This is a genomic window from Mycobacterium sp. (genome assembly GCF_035314905.1).
Classification (GTDB): domain Bacteria; phylum Actinomycetota; class Actinomycetes; order Mycobacteriales; family Mycobacteriaceae; genus Mycobacterium.
The window spans coordinates 1-15,734 of record NZ_DATFYW010000140.1 but is presented as its reverse complement, the minus strand read 5'-3'; the positions used below and the strand labels follow the sequence as shown (position 1 = coordinate 15,734).

Genomic DNA, 15,734 nt, shown 5'->3' with positions numbered 1-15,734 from the left:
ATGAGCGCTTGCGCGAAGAAGAGACAACGCTGATGAGCGCTTGCGCGAAGAAGAGACAACGCTGATGGGCACCACCCCACGATCGACGCTGATCAAGGTCACCATCTTCGCGGTGGTGATGCTGCTGGTCGCCGCCGGCCTGGTGATCGTGTTCGGTCAGTTCCGGTTTTCGTCAACCAACTCCTATCACGCCACCTTCGACACGGCCTCACGGCTGAAGGGCGGCAACAAGGTGCGCATCGCCGGTGTCAATGTGGGCTCGGTCAAAGCCGTCGCACTTAAGCCCGACAACAGCGTGGATGTCACGTTCGACATCGACAAGCGCTACCAGCTCTATACGTCGACCAGGGCGCTCATCCGCTACGAAAACCTGGTCGGCGACCGCTATCTGGAAGTCACCTCCGGACCTGGCGAACTGCGCAAGCTACCCCCGGGCGGCACCATCGACAAGAACCACACCCAGCCGGCGCTCGATCTCGACGCGCTGCTCGGTGGCCTGCGGCCGGTGCTGAAAGGCCTGGACGGCAACAAAATCAACGAGATCACCAGCGCCATCATCGAGTTGCTGCAAGGCCAGGGCGGCGCGTTGAACGACTTGCTGATGAACACCGGGTCCTTCACCCAAACCCTTGCCGACCGCTACCAGGTCATCTCGGACGTCATTCACAACCTCAACGACGTGTTGGCGACCGTTGACGCCAAGAGCGCCGAATTCGACACCAGCGTCGATCAGCTCCAGCAGCTGGTTACCGGGCTGGCGCAGGGTCGCGACCCGATCGCCGGCGCGATCCCGCCGCTGGCCTCGGCAGCGAACGATCTCACCGACATGCTGCAGAAGGGCCGTCGTCCGGTGCAGGGCGTGATCGAAAACCTGCGGCCGCTCGCCACCGAGTTGGACAACCGCAAAGCCGAGATCAACAACGTCGTCGAGCCGCTGGCCGAGAACTACCTGCGGCTCAACGCCCTTGGCGCCTACGGCGCGTACTTCAACATCTTCTATTGTTCGATTCGCATCAAGATCAACGGTTTCGCCGCCACGGGCGGTAACCCCTTCGGCGGCGACAGCGACATCTTGATCCCGTTTGGCGGGCCGCCCGATCCGTCGAAGGGGAGGTGCTCAGAAAATGGATAAAAGCCCCCTCCGCACCGGGATCGTCGGCATCGTCCTGGTGCTCAGCGTGGTGCTGGTGTCGTTCGGATACAGCAAGCTGCCGTTCTGGCCGCAGGGCAAGACGTACGAAGCGTATTTCGCCGACGCCGGCGGAATCTCCCCAGGCAACGACGTCAACGTGTCCGGGATCAGGGTCGGTCAGGTTTCTGGGGTCGCGTTGGCCGGCGCCACCGCGAAAGTCACGTTCACGATGGACCGCCACATCAGGGTCGGTGACCAGTCGCTGGTGTCGATCAAGACCGACACGATCCTGGGCCAGAAGTCGCTGTCGGTGACCCCGAAGGGGGGCGGCGAGTCGACGGTGATCCCGATCGGGCGCACGACGACGCCGTACACGTTGAACCAGGCGCTGCAAGATCTCGGCCAGGACTCCGGCGAGCTGGACAAGCAGCAGTTCACCCAGGCGCTGGATGTGCTGACCGATTCGCTGCACGACGCGACGCCGCCGCTGCGCGGCGCACTGGATGGGGTGGCGGCGCTGTCACGCAGCATCAACGCCAACGACGAGGCGCTCGCCCAACTGTTGGCTCACGCCAGGTCGGTGACCAAGTTGCTGGCCGACCGGGCCGGCCAGGTCAACCAGCTCGTCGTCGACGGCAACCAGTTGTTCGCCGCACTCGACGAGCGCCGCACCGCGCTGAGCAACCTGATCGCCGGAATCCAGCCCGTCTCCCGACAGATTTCGGGATTTGTCGCCGACAACGGCAGAGAGTTCGGCCCCGCATTGAAGAGGCTGAACTCGGTGCTGGACGACCTCCTGGAACGTCGCCAGCACATCAGCGAGGCGCTCAAGCGCCTGCCGCCGTACGCCACGACGCTCGGCGAGGTGGTCGCGTCGGGCCCCGGTTTCCACATCAACCTCTATGGCCTGCCGCCCGCGACCCTTGCCGCTGTCCTGTTGGATACGTACTTCCAGCCCGGGAAGCTTCCCGACAGCCTCGCCGACTACCTGCGCGGCTTCATCTCCGAACGACTGATCATCAGGCCCAAGTCGCCATGAGTTCACACGCCGTGACCCGCGACAACAGGTGGCTGCGCTACGGCGTGATCGCCGCCTTGGTGGTGGCACTGATCGGCGGCATCTACCTGGTGTGGCCGGCGAAGTCGGGCCACAAGCTCATCGGCTACTTCACCTCAGCGGTGGGGATCTACCCCGGCGATGAGGTGCGGATCGTCGGCGTGCCCGTTGGCAAGATCGCCTCGGTCGAGCCTCAGGCAAAGGCCGTCAAGATCACGATGACCTTGCAGGACGGCGTCAACGTCCCCGCCGACGCACACGCCATCATCATGGCGCCCAACATCGTGTCGGCCCGGTTCATTCAGCTCACTCCCGCTTACACCGGGGGACCTGCCATGCCCGACGGCGGCACCATCGATCTGGACAGCACCGGCGTGCCCGTGGAGTGGGACGAGGTCAAGACGGAGTTGACCCAACTCAGCCAACAACTCGGCCCGCAACAAGGCGACGTGCAGGGGCCGTTGAGCAGGTTCGTCAACCAGGCCGCGGAGACGTTCGACGGCAACGGCGACTCCTTCCGCCAGGCATTGCGGGAGCTGTCTCAGACCGCAGGCCGGTTGGGTGACTCGCGCACCGACCTGTTCGGCACCGTCAAGAACCTGCAGATCCTGATCAACGCGCTGTCCAACAGCAACGAGCAGATCGTCCAGTTCAGCGGTCACCTGGCGTCGGTGTCGCAGGTGCTGGCGGACGCCTCCACTAACCTCGACCAGACTTTGGGCACACTCAACCAGGCGCTGTCCGACATTCGCGGGTTCTTGCAGAAGAACAACGATGCGTTGATCGGTCAGATCAACAAGCTCACCGATTTCACCAAAATCCTGTCGGATCAGCACGACGACATCGAGCAGGTGCTGCACATCACCCCGAACGGGCTGGCGAACTTCTACAACATCTACGACCCGGCTCAGGGCGCGTTGACGGGTCTGCTGTCCCTGCCGAACTTCGCCAACCCCGTGCAGTTCATCTGCGGCGGCAACTTCGACATCGGCTCGACCCCCGACTACTTCAAGCGCGCGGAGATCTGCCGTGAGCGGATGGCGCCGGTGTTGCGGCGTATCAGCATGAACTTCCCGCCTCTGCTGTTTCACCCGATCAACAGCATCACCGCCTACAAGGGCCAGATCATCTACGACACGCCCGCCACGCAGGCCAAATCGGAGACGTATATCCCGTACCTGCAGTGGATACCGGCGCAGGGCCACACGCCGCCCCGATCCGGGGCCGGCGGGGACATCACGTCGCTGATGCTGCCGCCCAACCCCGCGCCGGGCCCGCCGCCACCGGCACAGCCGTTCACGTTGGGCCCCGTCGTACCGCCGGACATGCCGAACCCGCCTGGTCCACCACCGGGACCGGCACCCGGACCCGTTGACGGTCAGTTCCCCGGGGAGGCCGGCGGCCCACCCCCACCAGCGCCGGGAGCCGGCGGATGATACGAACAGCGCTGCGCCGCAAGCTGAGCCGCGTGGGCGTCCGCACGACCGCGGTCGGCTCTGGTGCGTTGCTGCTCGCCGGTTGCCAGTTCGGCGGGTTGAACTCGCTGAACATGCCGGGTACCGCAGGTCATGGTCCGGGATCGTTCACGGTGTCGGTGGATATGCCCGACGTGGCGACGTTGCCCCAGAACTCGCCGGTGATGGTCAGCGACGTTACGGTCGGCAGTGTGTCGGGCGTCGAGGCGGCCCAGCGGCCCGACGGCAGTTTCTATGCGACGCTGAAGATTTCGCTGGACAAGAACGTCGAGTTGCCGGCCAACGCGACCGCCAAGGTCGCGCAGACGTCGCTGCTGGGTTCCCTGCATGTCGATCTCGCCCCGCCGACGAATCAGCCGCCGATCGGCAGGCTGGGCCCAGGCTCTAGGCTTCAACTGGACCAGTCAAGCCGGTACCCGACCACGGAGGAAGTCCTGTCGGCCCTGGGGACGGTGGTGAACAAGGGCAATCTCGGTGCGCTCCAGGACATCACCAATGAGGCGTATGCGGCGGTCGCCGGTCGCGCGGGGAGCTTCGTCGACCTGGTGCCGCGGCTCGCTGAGCTGACGTCACAGCTGAATCAGCAGACCAACGACATCATCGCCGCCGCTGACGGACTGAACCGCTTCGCCGGGATCCTGGCGCGCAACAAGGACAGCCTGGGCCGCGCCCTCGACAGCCTGCCCGGCGCACTCAAGGTACTCAACGCCGACCGGACCAACATCGTCGACGCGTTCGGTGCGCTCCAGGGTTTCGCCACGGTGGCCTCGCGCATTCTGTCGCAGACGAAAGACGATTTCGCCGCCGATTTCAAAGACTTGTATGCGGTCATCAAACCCCTCAACGACAACCGCGGCGACTTCGTCAACGACCTCGACTTGTTGCCGACCTTCCCGTTCACCGCAAGGTATTTGAAACGGGCGGTGCGCGGCGACTACCTCAACGTGTTCGTCACGTTTGACCTCACGTTGCGCCGGCTGGGCGAGTCGGTCTTCACCACGTCGTTCTTCGATCCGAACATGAAGCACCTCGACGAGGTGGTCAATGGGCCTGACTGGTTGACCGGCGGGATGGCGAACCTCTCCGGGCAGGCGGCCGATCCGTTCAAGATCCCGCCCGGCACCGCGTCCGGTGAGGAGGTGCCACCGAGCTGATGTTGGACCGAATGGCACGCATTCAGCTGGCGGTCTTCGCGATTGTCACGGTGCTGACCGTCGGCGCGATCGCGGCGTATTACCTGCACCTTCCCGCGCAGCTGGGCATGGGCGCATACAAGGTCACCGCCGAGTTCGTCTCCGGTGGCGGCCTGTACAAGAATGCCAACGTCGCCTACCGCGGAGTGACGATCGGGCGGGTGGAGTCGGTGACGCTGGCCAACGATGGCGTCGACGCACATATGCGGCTCAACAGTGACGTCAACGTTCCCGCGAACGTGACGGCGACGGTCAAGAGCGTGTCGGCGGTGGGCGAGCAGTATGTCGACCTTGTGCCGCCCGACAGTCCGTCGACGGCCTCGCTGCACAACGGTGCGTTCATCGGCAAAGACCGCACCGCGATCGGCCAGGACATAGCCGGGCTGCTGCAGCAAGCAGACCAGCTGGTGAGCAGCGTCGACAACACCCGGCTGCAGGATCTGCTGCGTGAAACCTTCACGGCGTTCAACGGGTCCGGACCGGAGCTGGCACGGCTGATTCAGTCGGCGCGGCTGCTGGTTGACGAGGCCAACGCTAACTGGCCCGAGACCTCTCAACTGATCGATCAGGCGGGCCCCTTCCTGGACGCGCAGATCCGAAGCGGCGACGACATCAAGTCGTTGGCGGACGGGCTGGCGCGGTTCACCACCGAGCTGCGCCAGGCGGACCCGCAGCTGCGCGACACACTGGCGACTGCGCCGGGAGCGGCCGACGTAGCCAGCACCACGTTCAGCGGCATCCGGCCGTCTTTCCCGGTGCTGGCGGCGAATCTGGCCAACCTCGGCCGGATCGGCGTGATCTACAACAAGTCCATCGAGCAGGCCCTGGTGATTTTCCCGGCCCTGATCGCGACGCTCCTCACAGTGGCCGGCGGTGTCCCGTTCGATGAAGGCGGCAAGCTGGACTTCAAGGTCGACCTGGGTGATCCGCCGCCGTGCAGCACGGGCTTTTTGCCGCCGCAGTTCATCCGGTCGCCGGCCGACGAGACCGTGCGGGAGTTGCCCGCGGACATGTACTGCAAAGTCCCGCAGAACGATCCGAGCGCGGTGCGGGGGGCCCGAAACTACCCGTGCCAGGAGTTCCCCGGCAAGCGGGCACCCACTGTCCAGCTGTGCCGCGATCCCCGCGGCTACGTTCCGATTGGCAACAACCCCTGGCGTGGACCGCCGGTCCCGACCGGCACGCCGATCACCGACCCGCGGAACATTCTGCCGCCGAACAAGTATCCGTACATCCCGCCGGAAGCCGCTCCGGATCCGGGGTATCCGGTTCCGCCCGGGGCGGTACCCCCCGGTGTTCAGCCGGGACCGGGCCCGGCACCGAATCAGCCCTGGCCGGTCCCACCGCCGCCGAACAACAACGGGCCGCCGCCTCCGGAGACGGCGTGGATCCCGCCGGCGCCGTACCCGAACGCCTGGCCGCCGCCGGCGAACCCGCAGCCGCCGCCGGGGCCGCTGTCACCGGAGCCGTACAACCCGGTGGTGCCGCCCCCGGGTCCCGCACCGGCACCGCCGCCGCCACCGAACCCGGCTGACCTGCCGCCGGCCGACGTGACCCCGCCGCAGGCAAGTGGGACGGCGTACGGTACCTACGACCAGCACAGCGGCGCGTTCGTCGACCCCGCGGGCAAGGCCGCGGTGTACGCGCCGGGTGCCGCTGGCATGCGGCCACAGGAGAATTGGGTTGATCTGATGCTTGATCCGAGGCAGACCTAGATGACGTCGCCTTCGTCGGCGCCGAAGAAGGCGGCGTCCCGCCGCCGCGCGTCACGGGCGGCCGGACCTGCGGCGGGCGGTGAGGCGTCCACCGGCGCCGTCAAGGTCGATGCGCCCAAGCCGAGGACCTCGAAGCCGGCGCGGCCCGCGGGACCACCCCCGCGACGGCCCGCGAACCGACGGTTGGTCGCCATCGCGGCGCTGGTCAGCGGTTTCGTCGCGGCAGCCGCGGTGGCCGCGGTGGTGGTGCTCATGCTCATCCAGCAGAATCACGCGGAGGCTCAGCAGGAACGCAACCAGAGGTTCGTCGACACCGCGTCGCAAACGGTCGTCAACATGTTCTCGTTCAAGCAGGACAGCGTCGAAGACAGCGTCAACCGCTTCTACAGCGGCACCAGCGGTCCGCTGCGGGACATGCTCTCCCAGAGCAACAACGTGGAGAACCTCGAGGCGATCTTCCGTGACACCGGGGGCAGTTCGGAGGCGGTGATCAACGGCGCCGCGCTGGAGAGCATCGACACCGTGGCCGACAACGCGGCGGTGCTGGTGTCGGTGCGGGTGACGGTGAGCGACCAGAACGGCAACAACAAGCCGTCGCAGCCTTACCGGATGCGGGTCATCGTCCACGAGGACGACAGCGGGCGGATGACCGCCTATGACCTGAAGTATCCCGACGGGGGCAACTGATGCGCTGGTTGGTCACCGGCCTGGTCGGGCTGCTGGCTGTCGCGTTTGTCGCGCTGGCCGGCGCGGGCGGTTGGCTGTATTGGAACCGGGTCGAGACGCGGGCCGAGCAGGCCGCCCGTGCCGAGCTGGGACCGCTTGCCAAACAACAGATTCCGGTTGTGTTCACCTACGACTATCAAACGGTCGAACGCAGCCTGATGAACGCGTATTCGATGCTGACGCCCGACTATCGGCGCGAGTTCGAGCAACGCGCGGACCAGGAGATAATCCCGCAGGCCCGTGACCGGCAGGTCGTCAGCCAGGCGAATGTCGTCGGCGTGGGCGTGCTTGATGCCCACCGCAACTCGGGATCGGTGATGGTGTATCTGAACCGCACGGTGACCGACAAGTCCAAACAGCCCATCTACGACGGCAGTCGGCTGCGGGTCGAATATCGGCGCGTCAACGGTAAGTGGCTGATCAGCTACATGCAGCCGATATGAGCGCCCCTACGGCGGCGACCCGTCAGTCAATCACGGATTCGACTTGGCCGCTGCTCGGCGCCGCCAGCGCATCGAGGAACGACCGGGCCCAGCGGTCGACGTCGTGAGCCAGGACTTGTCGTCGCAATGCGCGCATGCGCCGACGCCCCTCCTCGGGTGTCTGGTTCAGCGCGGCCTCGATCGCGTCCTTGACCCCGTTGAGGTCGTGCGGGTTGGTCAGATATGCCTGGCGTAATTCGTTTGCAGCGCCGGTGAATTCGCTGAGCACCAGGGCGCCTCCCAGGTCACTGCGACATGCGACGTATTCCTTGGCCACCAGGTTCATCCCGTCGCGCAGGGGGGTCACCAGCATCACGTCGGCGGTGACGAAGAACGCGATCAGCTCTTCACGCGGAACCGGCCGGTGCAGGTAGTCCACCACCGGATGGCCGACCTCACCGTATTCGCCGTTGATGTGGCCGACCTGGCGCTCGATGTCGTTGCGCAGCAGCTTGTAGTTCTCGACACGTTCCCGGCTGGGGGTGGCGAGCTGCACCAGGACGGTGTCGTCACGTTTGGCCCGCCCTTCCGCCAGCAACTCCGAAAAGGCCTGCAGCCGGACGTCGATGCCCTTGGTGTAGTCCAGCCGGTCGACGCCGAGCAGGATTTTGCGGGGATTGCCCAGCTCGGCACGTATTTCCTTGGCCCGTTGCCGCACACTGCGCTGTCGCGAGGTCTCGTCGAGCGTCGCCGAGTCGATCGATATCGGGAATGCGCCGACCTTCACGGAGCGGAACCCGTGTTGAACCTCGCCCAGTCGTGACCGCACGCCGACGGATCCGCGCGAGGTGTTCGCACCGACCAACCGCCGTGCCAGGTAGAGGAAATTCTGGGCACCGCCGGGCAGCTGGAATCCGACCAGGTCGGCGCCGAGCAATCCCTCCACGATCTCGGTGCGCCACGGCAGCTGCATGAACAGCTCGACGGGCGGGAACGGAATGTGCAGAAAGAAGCCGATCGTCAAGTCGGGCCGCGACATCCGCAGCATCTTGGGCACCAGCTGCAGCTGGTAATCCTGCACCCAGACGGTGGCATTCGGTGCGGCGGCTCGCGATGCCGCCTCGGCGAACCGGCGGTTGACCTCGACGTAGCGGTCCCACCACTCACGGTTGTAGATCGGTTTGACGATCACGTCGTGGTACAGCGGCCACAGCGTCGCATTGGAGAAGCCCTCGTAGTACTTGGCCACGTCGTCGTCGCTCAGCCGCACCGGATACAGGTGCAGCTCATCCTTGACGAACGGCTCTTCGTCGCTGTCGCTGACGCCGGGCCAGCCGATCCACGCGCCCTTGTGGCGCCGCAGCAGCGGCTCCAGGGCCGTGACCAGGCCGCCCGGGCTTCGTTTCCACGTAGTGCTGCCGTCCGGCAGTCGCTCCATGTCGACCGGCAATCGGTTGGCGACGACCACGAATTCCGAGCGACCCGGGTCGACCCCCGTGTTCATTCAGGACTCGTGTTTCGCTGGTCCAATACCGAGCATCGACAGAAAAATCCGGCATTCATCGGCGTCAGTGGCGTAGGCGGCAACCACCCGCCTGGCCTGGCGGGCGGTGCTGTCGGCCAGCGGCTCCACGTCGCCGATGTCGGCGGGGTCAGATTTAGCGGGCATGTAACCAACTGTAGGCGACGTCGGCCTGAATCCCACAGCCCCGGGCCCTGCCGGCGGTTCACCCCGACCGAGAGCGGGTTACGCCCGCTGGGCCGGTGATGTCGGCGCGAGCACCTCGATTGAGCCATTGACCTCGCGAACTTCCAGGCGCGGCAACGGCTTCGGTGCGATCGGCAGCTGGTGGGCGCGAACCTGGCCGGCCGGCGTGAACGACGTGGTGTGGCATGGGCAGCGCAGCAGGTCGTCGGGCTTGTCGAACCACAGCCGGCAGCCCTGGTGTGTGCACACTCCGGAGATCGCCTCCGCGCGCCCGTCGACGCGGCGAACGAACCCGATCAGCGCTCCCACCTCGAACGGGCGCATGTCACCCTCGGCAACGTCGGCGCTCGACGCGACGACCTGCCAGCTGCCCTTGTTCGGCACCATCTCGCCACCATCGGCCGTGCTCGGGCCGCCGCCGGTGTGCTCACCGAACAGCAACCGGTCGGCCGACACCGCCGCGACCGCGGCCGCCGCAGCGGCCGACGTCCCGACGATCACCTGCCGGCGCGTGGCCGACATCTTCGGCGCCTTCCCCGCAGGGCCGTCCATCTGTTCGGCCAGCCGGCCGCGCAGGTCTGCGAGGAACTCCTCGCTCGGCGCGTCGCCGCCGAGGCGGGCCGCCTTCAGGTCGATCGCGGTGCGGATCTGCGCCGCCTCGAAATCGTCCGGGTGAAACGGCGTGGGCCGGCGGCCGCGCAGCAGGTCGTCAACGTATCGACGCAGTCCGCGGGCGTTCATCGCTCGTCCTTCTCGTTCATCTGCGCAGCCAGCCGCAGTGCGCGATGCTGCAGCACCTTGGCGTTGGCGACGGTGATCCCCAGCTCAGCGGCCGACTCCTTGATCGAGCGGCTCTCCAGGAACCGTTGTTCAAGGATGCGGCGGTAGTTGTCGGGCAGGTTCTGCAGGACCGCACGCACGCGCCGCGGGGCGGTGCTGATCGCTTCCTCGCTGTCGGGCGCGGCCAGCGCGATGTCGTCGATCGACGTGATCTCGCGTCCCATCGTCTCGCGCCAATGCGCGGCGAGCACGGTTCTGGCGGTCGCCCGCAGGTAGGCGCGGACCTCGGCGGCGGTGGCCGATATCCGCAGCGGACGCAGGGCGGCGAGGAAGACCTCGGCGGTGAGGTCTTCGGCGTCGGCGTGGTTGCCCACCCGCGCGTAGATGGTCCGGTAGACCCAGGTGGCGTTGTCTTCATAGACGTCCTGCCAGTCCGCATAGCGACCGTCGGATACCACGCGCAGCACCGGCCGCCCGCCCCGGTCGCTTTGTGCCATCATCCCGCCTGTCCGAAGGGCCCTTAATGATCAATAGTGCTCGGGGTTACGCTGCCGGGATGACCGATTCGGTGGAGTACGAGATTCTCGACGACGGGCGGATCGCGCGCATCTGGCTGAATCGCCCGGAAGCCCACAACGCGCAGTCCCGGACGCTTCTGGTCGCGCTTGACGAGGCGTTCAAGCGGGCCGAGGCCGACGACGTGGTGCGGGTGGTCATCCTGGCGGCACGCGGCAAGAACTTCTCGGCCGGCCACGACCTGGGCTCGGAGCAGGCGATCGCCGAGCGGACACCGGGGCCCGGCCAGCATCCGACGTTCCGTTCCCACGGCGGCACGCTCAAGAGCATCGTCGAAAAGATCTATCACCAGGAGTGGCACTACTTCTTCGACAACACGCGCTCATGGCGGGACCTGCGCAAGATCACCATCGCCCAGGTACAGGGCAACGCGATCTCGGCCGGCCTGATGTTGGCGTGGGCGTGCGATCTGATCGTCGCGGCGGACAACGCGAAGTTCAGCGATGTGGTGGCCGCCAGGCTCGGCATGCCTGGTGTCGAATACTTCGCTCATCCCTGGGAATTCGGTCCGCGAAAAGCCAAAGAGCTTCTATTGACCGGTGATTCGATCGACGCCGACGAGGCCTACCGCCTCGGCATGGTCTCGAAGGTCTTCCCGCTCGACGAGCTCGGGGAGCGCACGCTCGAGTTTGCGCGCCGGATCGCGCAGCGGCCGACGATCGCGGCGCTGCTGGTGAAGGATTCGGTCAACGCGGCCGCCGACACCATGGGATTCACCGAGGCGCTGCGGCACACCTTCCACATACACGAGCTCGGCCATGCACATTGGAGCGCGTACTACGACGACCGGATGGCGGTGGCCAGGCCGCCTGAAGTCGAGGATTGGCGCACCGCTGGGCCGCCGAAGGTTTCGCGCCGGGACACGCCGTAACCGCTGTGCGGAACCCGCCGGACGTGGTTCCATTACGCGCAACCTGTTCCAGTTTTGCGTGAGGGGTCGCGGTGCAGCTGTTGTTGACCGACCGGACGTACCTTGTCACCGGGGGTGGCAGCGGCATCGGCAAGGGAGTTGCCGAGGCGCTGGTCGGCGCCGGCGCCAGGGTCATGATCGTGGGCCGCAATCCCGACCGGCTGTCCGCGGCCGCGGATGACGTCAGGGCCATGGGCCCCGGCTCGGTGCGCTATGAACCGGCCGACGTCACGAACGAGGACGAGGTGGCCCGGGTCGTCGACGCGGCGACGACGTGGAGTGGCCGGCTGCACGGCACTGTGCACTGCGCCGGGGGGTCGGAAACCATCGGGCCGATCACGCAGGTCGACTCCGAAGCCTGGCGGCGGACCGTGGACCTCAACCTCAACGGGACCATGTATGTGCTGAAACACGCGGCGCGCGAACTCGTGCGCGGCGGCGGCGGGTCGTTCGTCGCGATTTCGTCGATCGCGTCGTCCAACACCCATCGCTTCTTCGGCGCGTACGGCCCGACCAAGGCTGCGATCGACAACTTGATGATGGTCGCCGCGGACGAACTGGGCCCGTCCTGGGTGCGCGTCAACGGGATTCGGCCCGGGTTGACCCGGACCGATCTCGCCGCCCCGGTCATGCAGATTCCGGCGGTGTTCGACGATTATCAGATCAACACCCCGTTGCCGCGGGTCGGCGAGGTCGAGGACGTCGCGGCGTTGGCGCTGTTCCTGCTCAGTGACGCTGCGGGCTGGATCACCGGCCAGGTCATCAACGTCGACGGCGGTCAGTGCCTGCGGCGTGGGCCCGACTTCACCGCGATGCTTGAGCCGGTGTTCGGGGCAGAGGGGCTTCGCGGGGTGGTGAGCTAACCGCCCGACGTCTTGAGGCTCCCCGCGGCGGCCTCCCAGGCGGCCAGGCTGCCCAGCGCGGACCAGTCGAGCTTTTCGCCGCCGTGGGCCAGCAGCGTGACGAAGCGGTCGCGGACCAGGCTCGCGAACGGCAGCGGCACCCGTAGCTCCTCTCCGGAGGTGAGGGCCAGCCGGATGTCCTTGAGGCCGAGCGGGGCCGCGAATCCGGGCGGTTCGAAGTTTTCGTCCGCGATCAGGCCCCCATAGGTTTTGTACACCGGAGCAGCGAACAGCGTCGAGGTGAGAACCTCGAGGTAGGCGTGCTTGTCGACACCCGCCTTGCCGACCAGCGCCATGGCTTCGCCGAGGGACTCGATCACCACTGCGATGAGGAAGTTGCCGCTGATCTTGACCAGGTTGGCATTCTTTGGTGTGTCGCTGATGGTGAAGGTGCGCTGGCCGATCGCATCCAACAGCGGTGACAGCTTCTCGATGACACCGACCTCGCCGGCGACGATGACGAACAGCTTCCCGGCCCCTGCGGCGTCGGGCCGGCCGAATACCGGCGCGGCGACGAAGTTTTGGCCCGCGTCGGCGTGCGCCCGGGTGAGCCGCTCGGAGAGCGCGGTGCTGATCGTGCTCGACGAGACGTGGGTTGCGCCTTTGGACAGCGAGGCGAGGATGCCGCCGTCGCCGAACGCGACGCCTTCGACCGCCGCGTCGTCGGCCAGCATCGTGAAGACCACTTCGCCGCGACACGCGTCGGCCACGGTTTCCGCGGCCCGTGCGCCATCACGCACCAGCGGCTCCGCCTTTTCCGGTGACCTGTTGTAGACCGCCACGTCGTGACCGGCCTTGATGAGGTTCGCGGCCATGCCCGCACCCATCTGACCTAACCCGATAAACCCGACGTCCATGTGTCCAGGTTTACCCGTATCGGCCCGGGTAATCACCCTGGCCATGTCCAGTTGGCGACCTCGGGGATGTCTTCGCCGTGCTCGCGGGTCCACGTTCTGGCCCGCAGACGTGCGTCGACCATGTCTTGGCGCAGCGTGGCGGCGCGGGCGCCAAGGGTGGGCACGCGGTCGATCACGTCGATGACGAGGTGGTAGCGGTCCAGGTCGTTGAGCATGACCATGTCGAACGGCGTGGTGGTCGTGCCGCGTTCCTTGTAGCCGCGCACGTGCAGGCTGGCGTGGTTGGTGCGCCGGTAGGTGAGCCGGTGGATGAGCCAGGGGTAGCCGTGGAACGCGAAGACGATCGGCCGGTCTTTGGTGAAGAGCGTGTCGAACTCTCGGTCGGTGAGTCCGTGGGGGTGCTCGGCTTCGGGCAGTAATCGCATCAGGTCGACGACGTTGACCACCCGCACCTGCAATTCGGGTAGCCGTTCGCGCAGAATCGCGGCTGCGGCGAGGGTTTCGAGCGTGGGGATGTCGCCCGCACATGCCAGCACCACGTCGGGCACCGTCCCGTCGTCGTCCTTGTTGCCGGCCCACGGCCAGATGCCGGTGCCGCGCGCGCAATGCAACGCCGCATCCGCAACGGACAACCAGTCGAGTTGGGGCTGCTTGCCGGCGACCACCACGTTGACATAGTGCTTCGACCGGAGGCAGTGGTCGTAGGTGGAGAGTAACGTGTTCGCGTCCGGCGGCAGGTAGACCCGAACGATCTCGGGACGCTTGTTCATGACCACGTCGAGGAAGCCGGGGTCCTGGTGGGTGAACCCGTTGTGGTCCTGGCGCCAAACATGGGATGACAGCAGGTAATTGAGGCTGGCGATGGGCCTTCGCCAGGACACTTGCGCGCTGGCTTCGAGCCATTTCGCGTGCTGGTTGAACATCGCGTCCACGATGTGGATGAACGCCTCGTAGCAGGTGAACAGGCCGTGGCGGCCGGTGAGCAGATAGCCCTCGAGCAGCCCCTGGCACATGTGTTCCGACAGCACCTCGATCACGCGGCCCAGTGGGTCGAGCTTCTCGTCGAACGGGCCGACCAGCGCCTGCCAGTCGCGGCCGGTGACGTCGAGGATGTCCTGAAGTCGGTTGCTTGCCAACTCGTCTGGCGCGAACGTCAGGAAGTTCGACGGGTTTTCTGCGGTGACGTCGCGCAGCCAGCCGCCGAGCACCCGGGTCGCCTCGTGGCTGGTGGTTCCCGGTGTGGTGACCTCCACTCCGTATTCCCGCCAGTCGGGCAGTTGCAGGTCGCGCGGATCGGCACCGCCGTTGGCCACCGGGTTGGCGCTCATCCGCCGCTGGCCCTTCGGCGCGATCTCGAGCAGATCGCGCACGGGTCGGCCGCTGTCGTCGAACAGCTCCCGGGGCCTGTAAGACTGCAGCCACTGCTCGAGAACGAGGCGGTGTTGGTCGTCTGTCCGCGCCGCGGGCAGCGGCACTTGGTGCGCGCGGAAGGTGCCCTCGACCTGTTCGCCGTCCACCACGGGCGGGCAGGTCCAGCCCTTCGGTGTGCGCAGTACGATCATGGGCCAGCGGTACGGGCCGGCGGCGCCGTCGGCCCGTACGGCGCGCTGGAGCTCGGCGATGCGGTCAAGGCACGCGTCGAGGGCTGCCGTCGTCGCTTGATGCACCGCCGCGGGGTTGTTCCCGGCCACCACGTGCGGCTCGTAGCCATAGCCCCTCAGCAGCTCCAGCAGCTGGGATTCGGGGATGCGGGCGAGGATCGTCGGGTTGGCGATTTTGTATTCGTTCAACGCGAGGATGGGCAGGACGGCGCCGTCGCGAGCGGGGTTCAAGAAGGTCTTGGCATGCCAGCTGGTGGCCAATGGCCCGGTTTCCGACTCGCCGTCGCCGACGACGCAGAACACGATCAGATCGGGGTTGTCGAACGCCGCCCCGAACGCGTGCAGCAGTGAGTACCCGAGTTCGCCGCCTTCGTGAAACGAGCCGGGGGTTTCCGGGGCGCAGTGGCTGGGGACCCCGCCGGGGAACGAGAACTGGGCGAAGAAACGCTTCATCCCCGCGCCGTCTTGACTGATGTTGCTGTACAACTCGGAGTAAGTGCCTTCGAGCCAGCCGCAGGCGTTGGGGCCGGGGCCGCCGTGGCCCGGCCCGGCGACGAACACCGCGTTGAGGTCCCTGCGGACGATCTGCCGGTTGGCGTGCGCCCAGACCAGGTTCAGGCCCGGGACCGTGCCGAAATGTCCGAGCAGCCGCGGCTTGATGTGTTCCGCCGTCAGCGGTT

The 15,734-nt window shown here is 66.6% G+C and carries 15 protein-coding genes; 9 read left to right on the top strand and 6 right to left on the bottom strand.

Going from position 1 to position 15,734, the window contains the following annotated elements; genetic code table 11:
* Nucleotides 1–64: 64 nt before the first annotated feature.
* From VKG81_RS11960 to VKG81_RS11930, 7 genes are read left to right on the top strand one after another with little or no spacing between them, the layout of a single operon-like run.
* Entirely contained in the window at nucleotides 65–1,132 is a 1,068-nt protein-coding gene (locus VKG81_RS11960; RefSeq protein WP_324396159.1) for an MCE family protein, read from the top strand.
* Nucleotides 1,125–2,171 carry an MCE family protein gene (locus tag VKG81_RS11955; protein ID WP_324396157.1) on the top strand — a complete coding sequence of 349 codons (1,047 nt, stop codon included), beginning with the start codon at nucleotides 1,125–1,127 and terminating at the stop codon, nucleotides 2,169–2,171. Before VKG81_RS11960 ends, VKG81_RS11955 begins: the two co-directional genes overlap by 8 nt.
* A complete protein-coding gene (locus VKG81_RS11950; RefSeq protein ID WP_324396155.1) occupies nucleotides 2,168–3,625 on the top strand; it encodes an MCE family protein in 1,458 nt (485 codons plus the stop codon). The genes VKG81_RS11955 and VKG81_RS11950 overlap by 4 nt, the downstream gene beginning before the upstream one ends.
* Nucleotides 3,622–4,818, top strand: coding sequence for an MCE family protein (locus VKG81_RS11945; protein WP_324396153.1), 1,197 nt, complete (start codon nucleotides 3,622–3,624; stop codon nucleotides 4,816–4,818). Before VKG81_RS11950 ends, VKG81_RS11945 begins: the two co-directional genes overlap by 4 nt.
* Nucleotides 4,818–6,572 (top strand): virulence factor Mce family protein, encoded by a 1,755-nt coding sequence (locus VKG81_RS11940; RefSeq protein ID WP_324396151.1) that lies wholly within the window; start codon nucleotides 4,818–4,820, stop codon nucleotides 6,570–6,572. Before VKG81_RS11945 ends, VKG81_RS11940 begins: the two co-directional genes overlap by 1 nt.
* Nucleotides 6,573–7,259 (top strand): mammalian cell entry protein, encoded by a 687-nt coding sequence (locus VKG81_RS11935; RefSeq protein WP_324396149.1) that lies wholly within the window; start codon nucleotides 6,573–6,575, stop codon nucleotides 7,257–7,259.
* Nucleotides 7,259–7,741: a mammalian cell entry protein gene (locus VKG81_RS11930; protein WP_324396147.1), complete on the top strand. Its 483-nt coding sequence runs from the start codon at nucleotides 7,259–7,261 to the stop codon at nucleotides 7,739–7,741. Before VKG81_RS11935 ends, VKG81_RS11930 begins: the two co-directional genes overlap by 1 nt.
* 22 nt (nucleotides 7,742–7,763) lie before the next feature.
* Here the strand turns inward: VKG81_RS11930 and VKG81_RS11925 are convergent, their stop codons facing one another.
* The 4 genes from VKG81_RS11925 to VKG81_RS11910 all read right to left on the bottom strand — a co-directional run bounded on the left by VKG81_RS11925 (nucleotide 7,764) and on the right by VKG81_RS11910 (nucleotide 10,705).
* Nucleotides 7,764–9,224, bottom strand: a complete 1,461-nt coding sequence (locus VKG81_RS11925; RefSeq protein WP_324396145.1) for a trehalose-6-phosphate synthase — start codon at nucleotides 9,222–9,224, stop codon at nucleotides 7,764–7,766.
* Complete coding sequence (locus VKG81_RS11920; protein ID WP_324396143.1) at nucleotides 9,225–9,389, bottom strand: hypothetical protein; 165 nt, start codon at nucleotides 9,387–9,389, stop codon at nucleotides 9,225–9,227.
* A 78-nt stretch (nucleotides 9,390–9,467) separates the two neighbouring features.
* Nucleotides 9,468–10,169, bottom strand: coding sequence for a ubiquinol-cytochrome c reductase iron-sulfur subunit (locus VKG81_RS11915; RefSeq protein ID WP_324396141.1), 702 nt, complete (start codon nucleotides 10,167–10,169; stop codon nucleotides 9,468–9,470).
* The gene (locus VKG81_RS11910) at nucleotides 10,166–10,705 is read right to left on the bottom strand and encodes an RNA polymerase sigma factor (RefSeq protein WP_414685249.1); all 540 of its coding nucleotides are present in this window, start codon (nucleotides 10,703–10,705) and stop codon (nucleotides 10,166–10,168) included. Before VKG81_RS11910 ends, VKG81_RS11915 begins: the two co-directional genes overlap by 4 nt.
* 26 nt (nucleotides 10,706–10,731) lie before the next feature.
* Between VKG81_RS11910 and VKG81_RS11905 the strand changes: the two genes are divergently transcribed.
* Together VKG81_RS11905 and VKG81_RS11900 are read left to right on the top strand one after the other, a co-directional pair.
* A complete protein-coding gene (locus VKG81_RS11905) occupies nucleotides 10,732–11,655 on the top strand; it encodes an enoyl-CoA hydratase (RefSeq protein WP_414685248.1) in 924 nt (307 codons plus the stop codon).
* A 71-nt stretch (nucleotides 11,656–11,726) separates the two neighbouring features.
* Nucleotides 11,727–12,557, top strand: a complete 831-nt coding sequence (locus VKG81_RS11900; RefSeq protein ID WP_324396135.1) for an SDR family oxidoreductase — start codon at nucleotides 11,727–11,729, stop codon at nucleotides 12,555–12,557.
* On the opposite strand, the gene VKG81_RS11895 is transcribed toward VKG81_RS11900, so the two are convergent.
* Nucleotides 12,554–13,453 carry an NAD(P)-dependent oxidoreductase gene (locus tag VKG81_RS11895; protein ID WP_324396133.1) on the bottom strand — a complete coding sequence of 300 codons (900 nt, stop codon included), beginning with the start codon at nucleotides 13,451–13,453 and terminating at the stop codon, nucleotides 12,554–12,556. The genes VKG81_RS11900 and VKG81_RS11895 overlap by 4 nt on opposite strands.
* Nucleotides 13,454–13,485: 32 nt before the next feature.
* Nucleotides 13,486–15,734 (bottom strand): phosphoketolase family protein (locus VKG81_RS11890; RefSeq protein WP_324396131.1); only part of this gene is annotated, 2,249 nt, incomplete at its 5' end.

Bases quoted from the DNA above. Each gene is read 5' to 3' on its own strand.
- VKG81_RS11950 (WP_324396155.1), top strand. From the start codon at position 2,168: ATGAGTTCACACGCCGTGACCCGCGACAACAGGTGGCTGCGCTACGGC.
- VKG81_RS11930 (WP_324396147.1), top strand. From the start codon at position 7,259: ATGCGCTGGTTGGTCACCGGCCTGGTCGGGCTGCTGGCTGTCGCGTTT.
- VKG81_RS11910 (WP_414685249.1), bottom strand. From the start codon at position 10,705: ATGGCACAAAGCGACCGGGGCGGGCGGCCGGTGCTGCGCGTGGTATCC.
- VKG81_RS11915 (WP_324396141.1), bottom strand. From the start codon at position 10,169: ATGAACGCCCGCGGACTGCGTCGATACGTTGACGACCTGCTGCGCGGC.
- VKG81_RS11920 (WP_324396143.1), bottom strand. From the start codon at position 9,389: ATGCCCGCTAAATCTGACCCCGCCGACATCGGCGACGTGGAGCCGCTG.
- VKG81_RS11905 (WP_414685248.1), top strand. From the start codon at position 10,732: ATGATCAATAGTGCTCGGGGTTACGCTGCCGGGATGACCGATTCGGTG.
- VKG81_RS11895 (WP_324396133.1), bottom strand. From the start codon at position 13,453: ATGGACGTCGGGTTTATCGGGTTAGGTCAGATGGGTGCGGGCATGGCC.
- VKG81_RS11935 (WP_324396149.1), top strand. From the start codon at position 6,573: ATGACGTCGCCTTCGTCGGCGCCGAAGAAGGCGGCGTCCCGCCGCCGC.
- VKG81_RS11945 (WP_324396153.1), top strand. From the start codon at position 3,622: ATGATACGAACAGCGCTGCGCCGCAAGCTGAGCCGCGTGGGCGTCCGC.
- VKG81_RS11925 (WP_324396145.1), bottom strand. From the start codon at position 9,224: ATGAACACGGGGGTCGACCCGGGTCGCTCGGAATTCGTGGTCGTCGCC.
- VKG81_RS11955 (WP_324396157.1), top strand. From the start codon at position 1,125: ATGGATAAAAGCCCCCTCCGCACCGGGATCGTCGGCATCGTCCTGGTG.
- VKG81_RS11960 (WP_324396159.1), top strand. From the start codon at position 65: ATGGGCACCACCCCACGATCGACGCTGATCAAGGTCACCATCTTCGCG.
- VKG81_RS11940 (WP_324396151.1), top strand. From the start codon at position 4,818: ATGTTGGACCGAATGGCACGCATTCAGCTGGCGGTCTTCGCGATTGTC.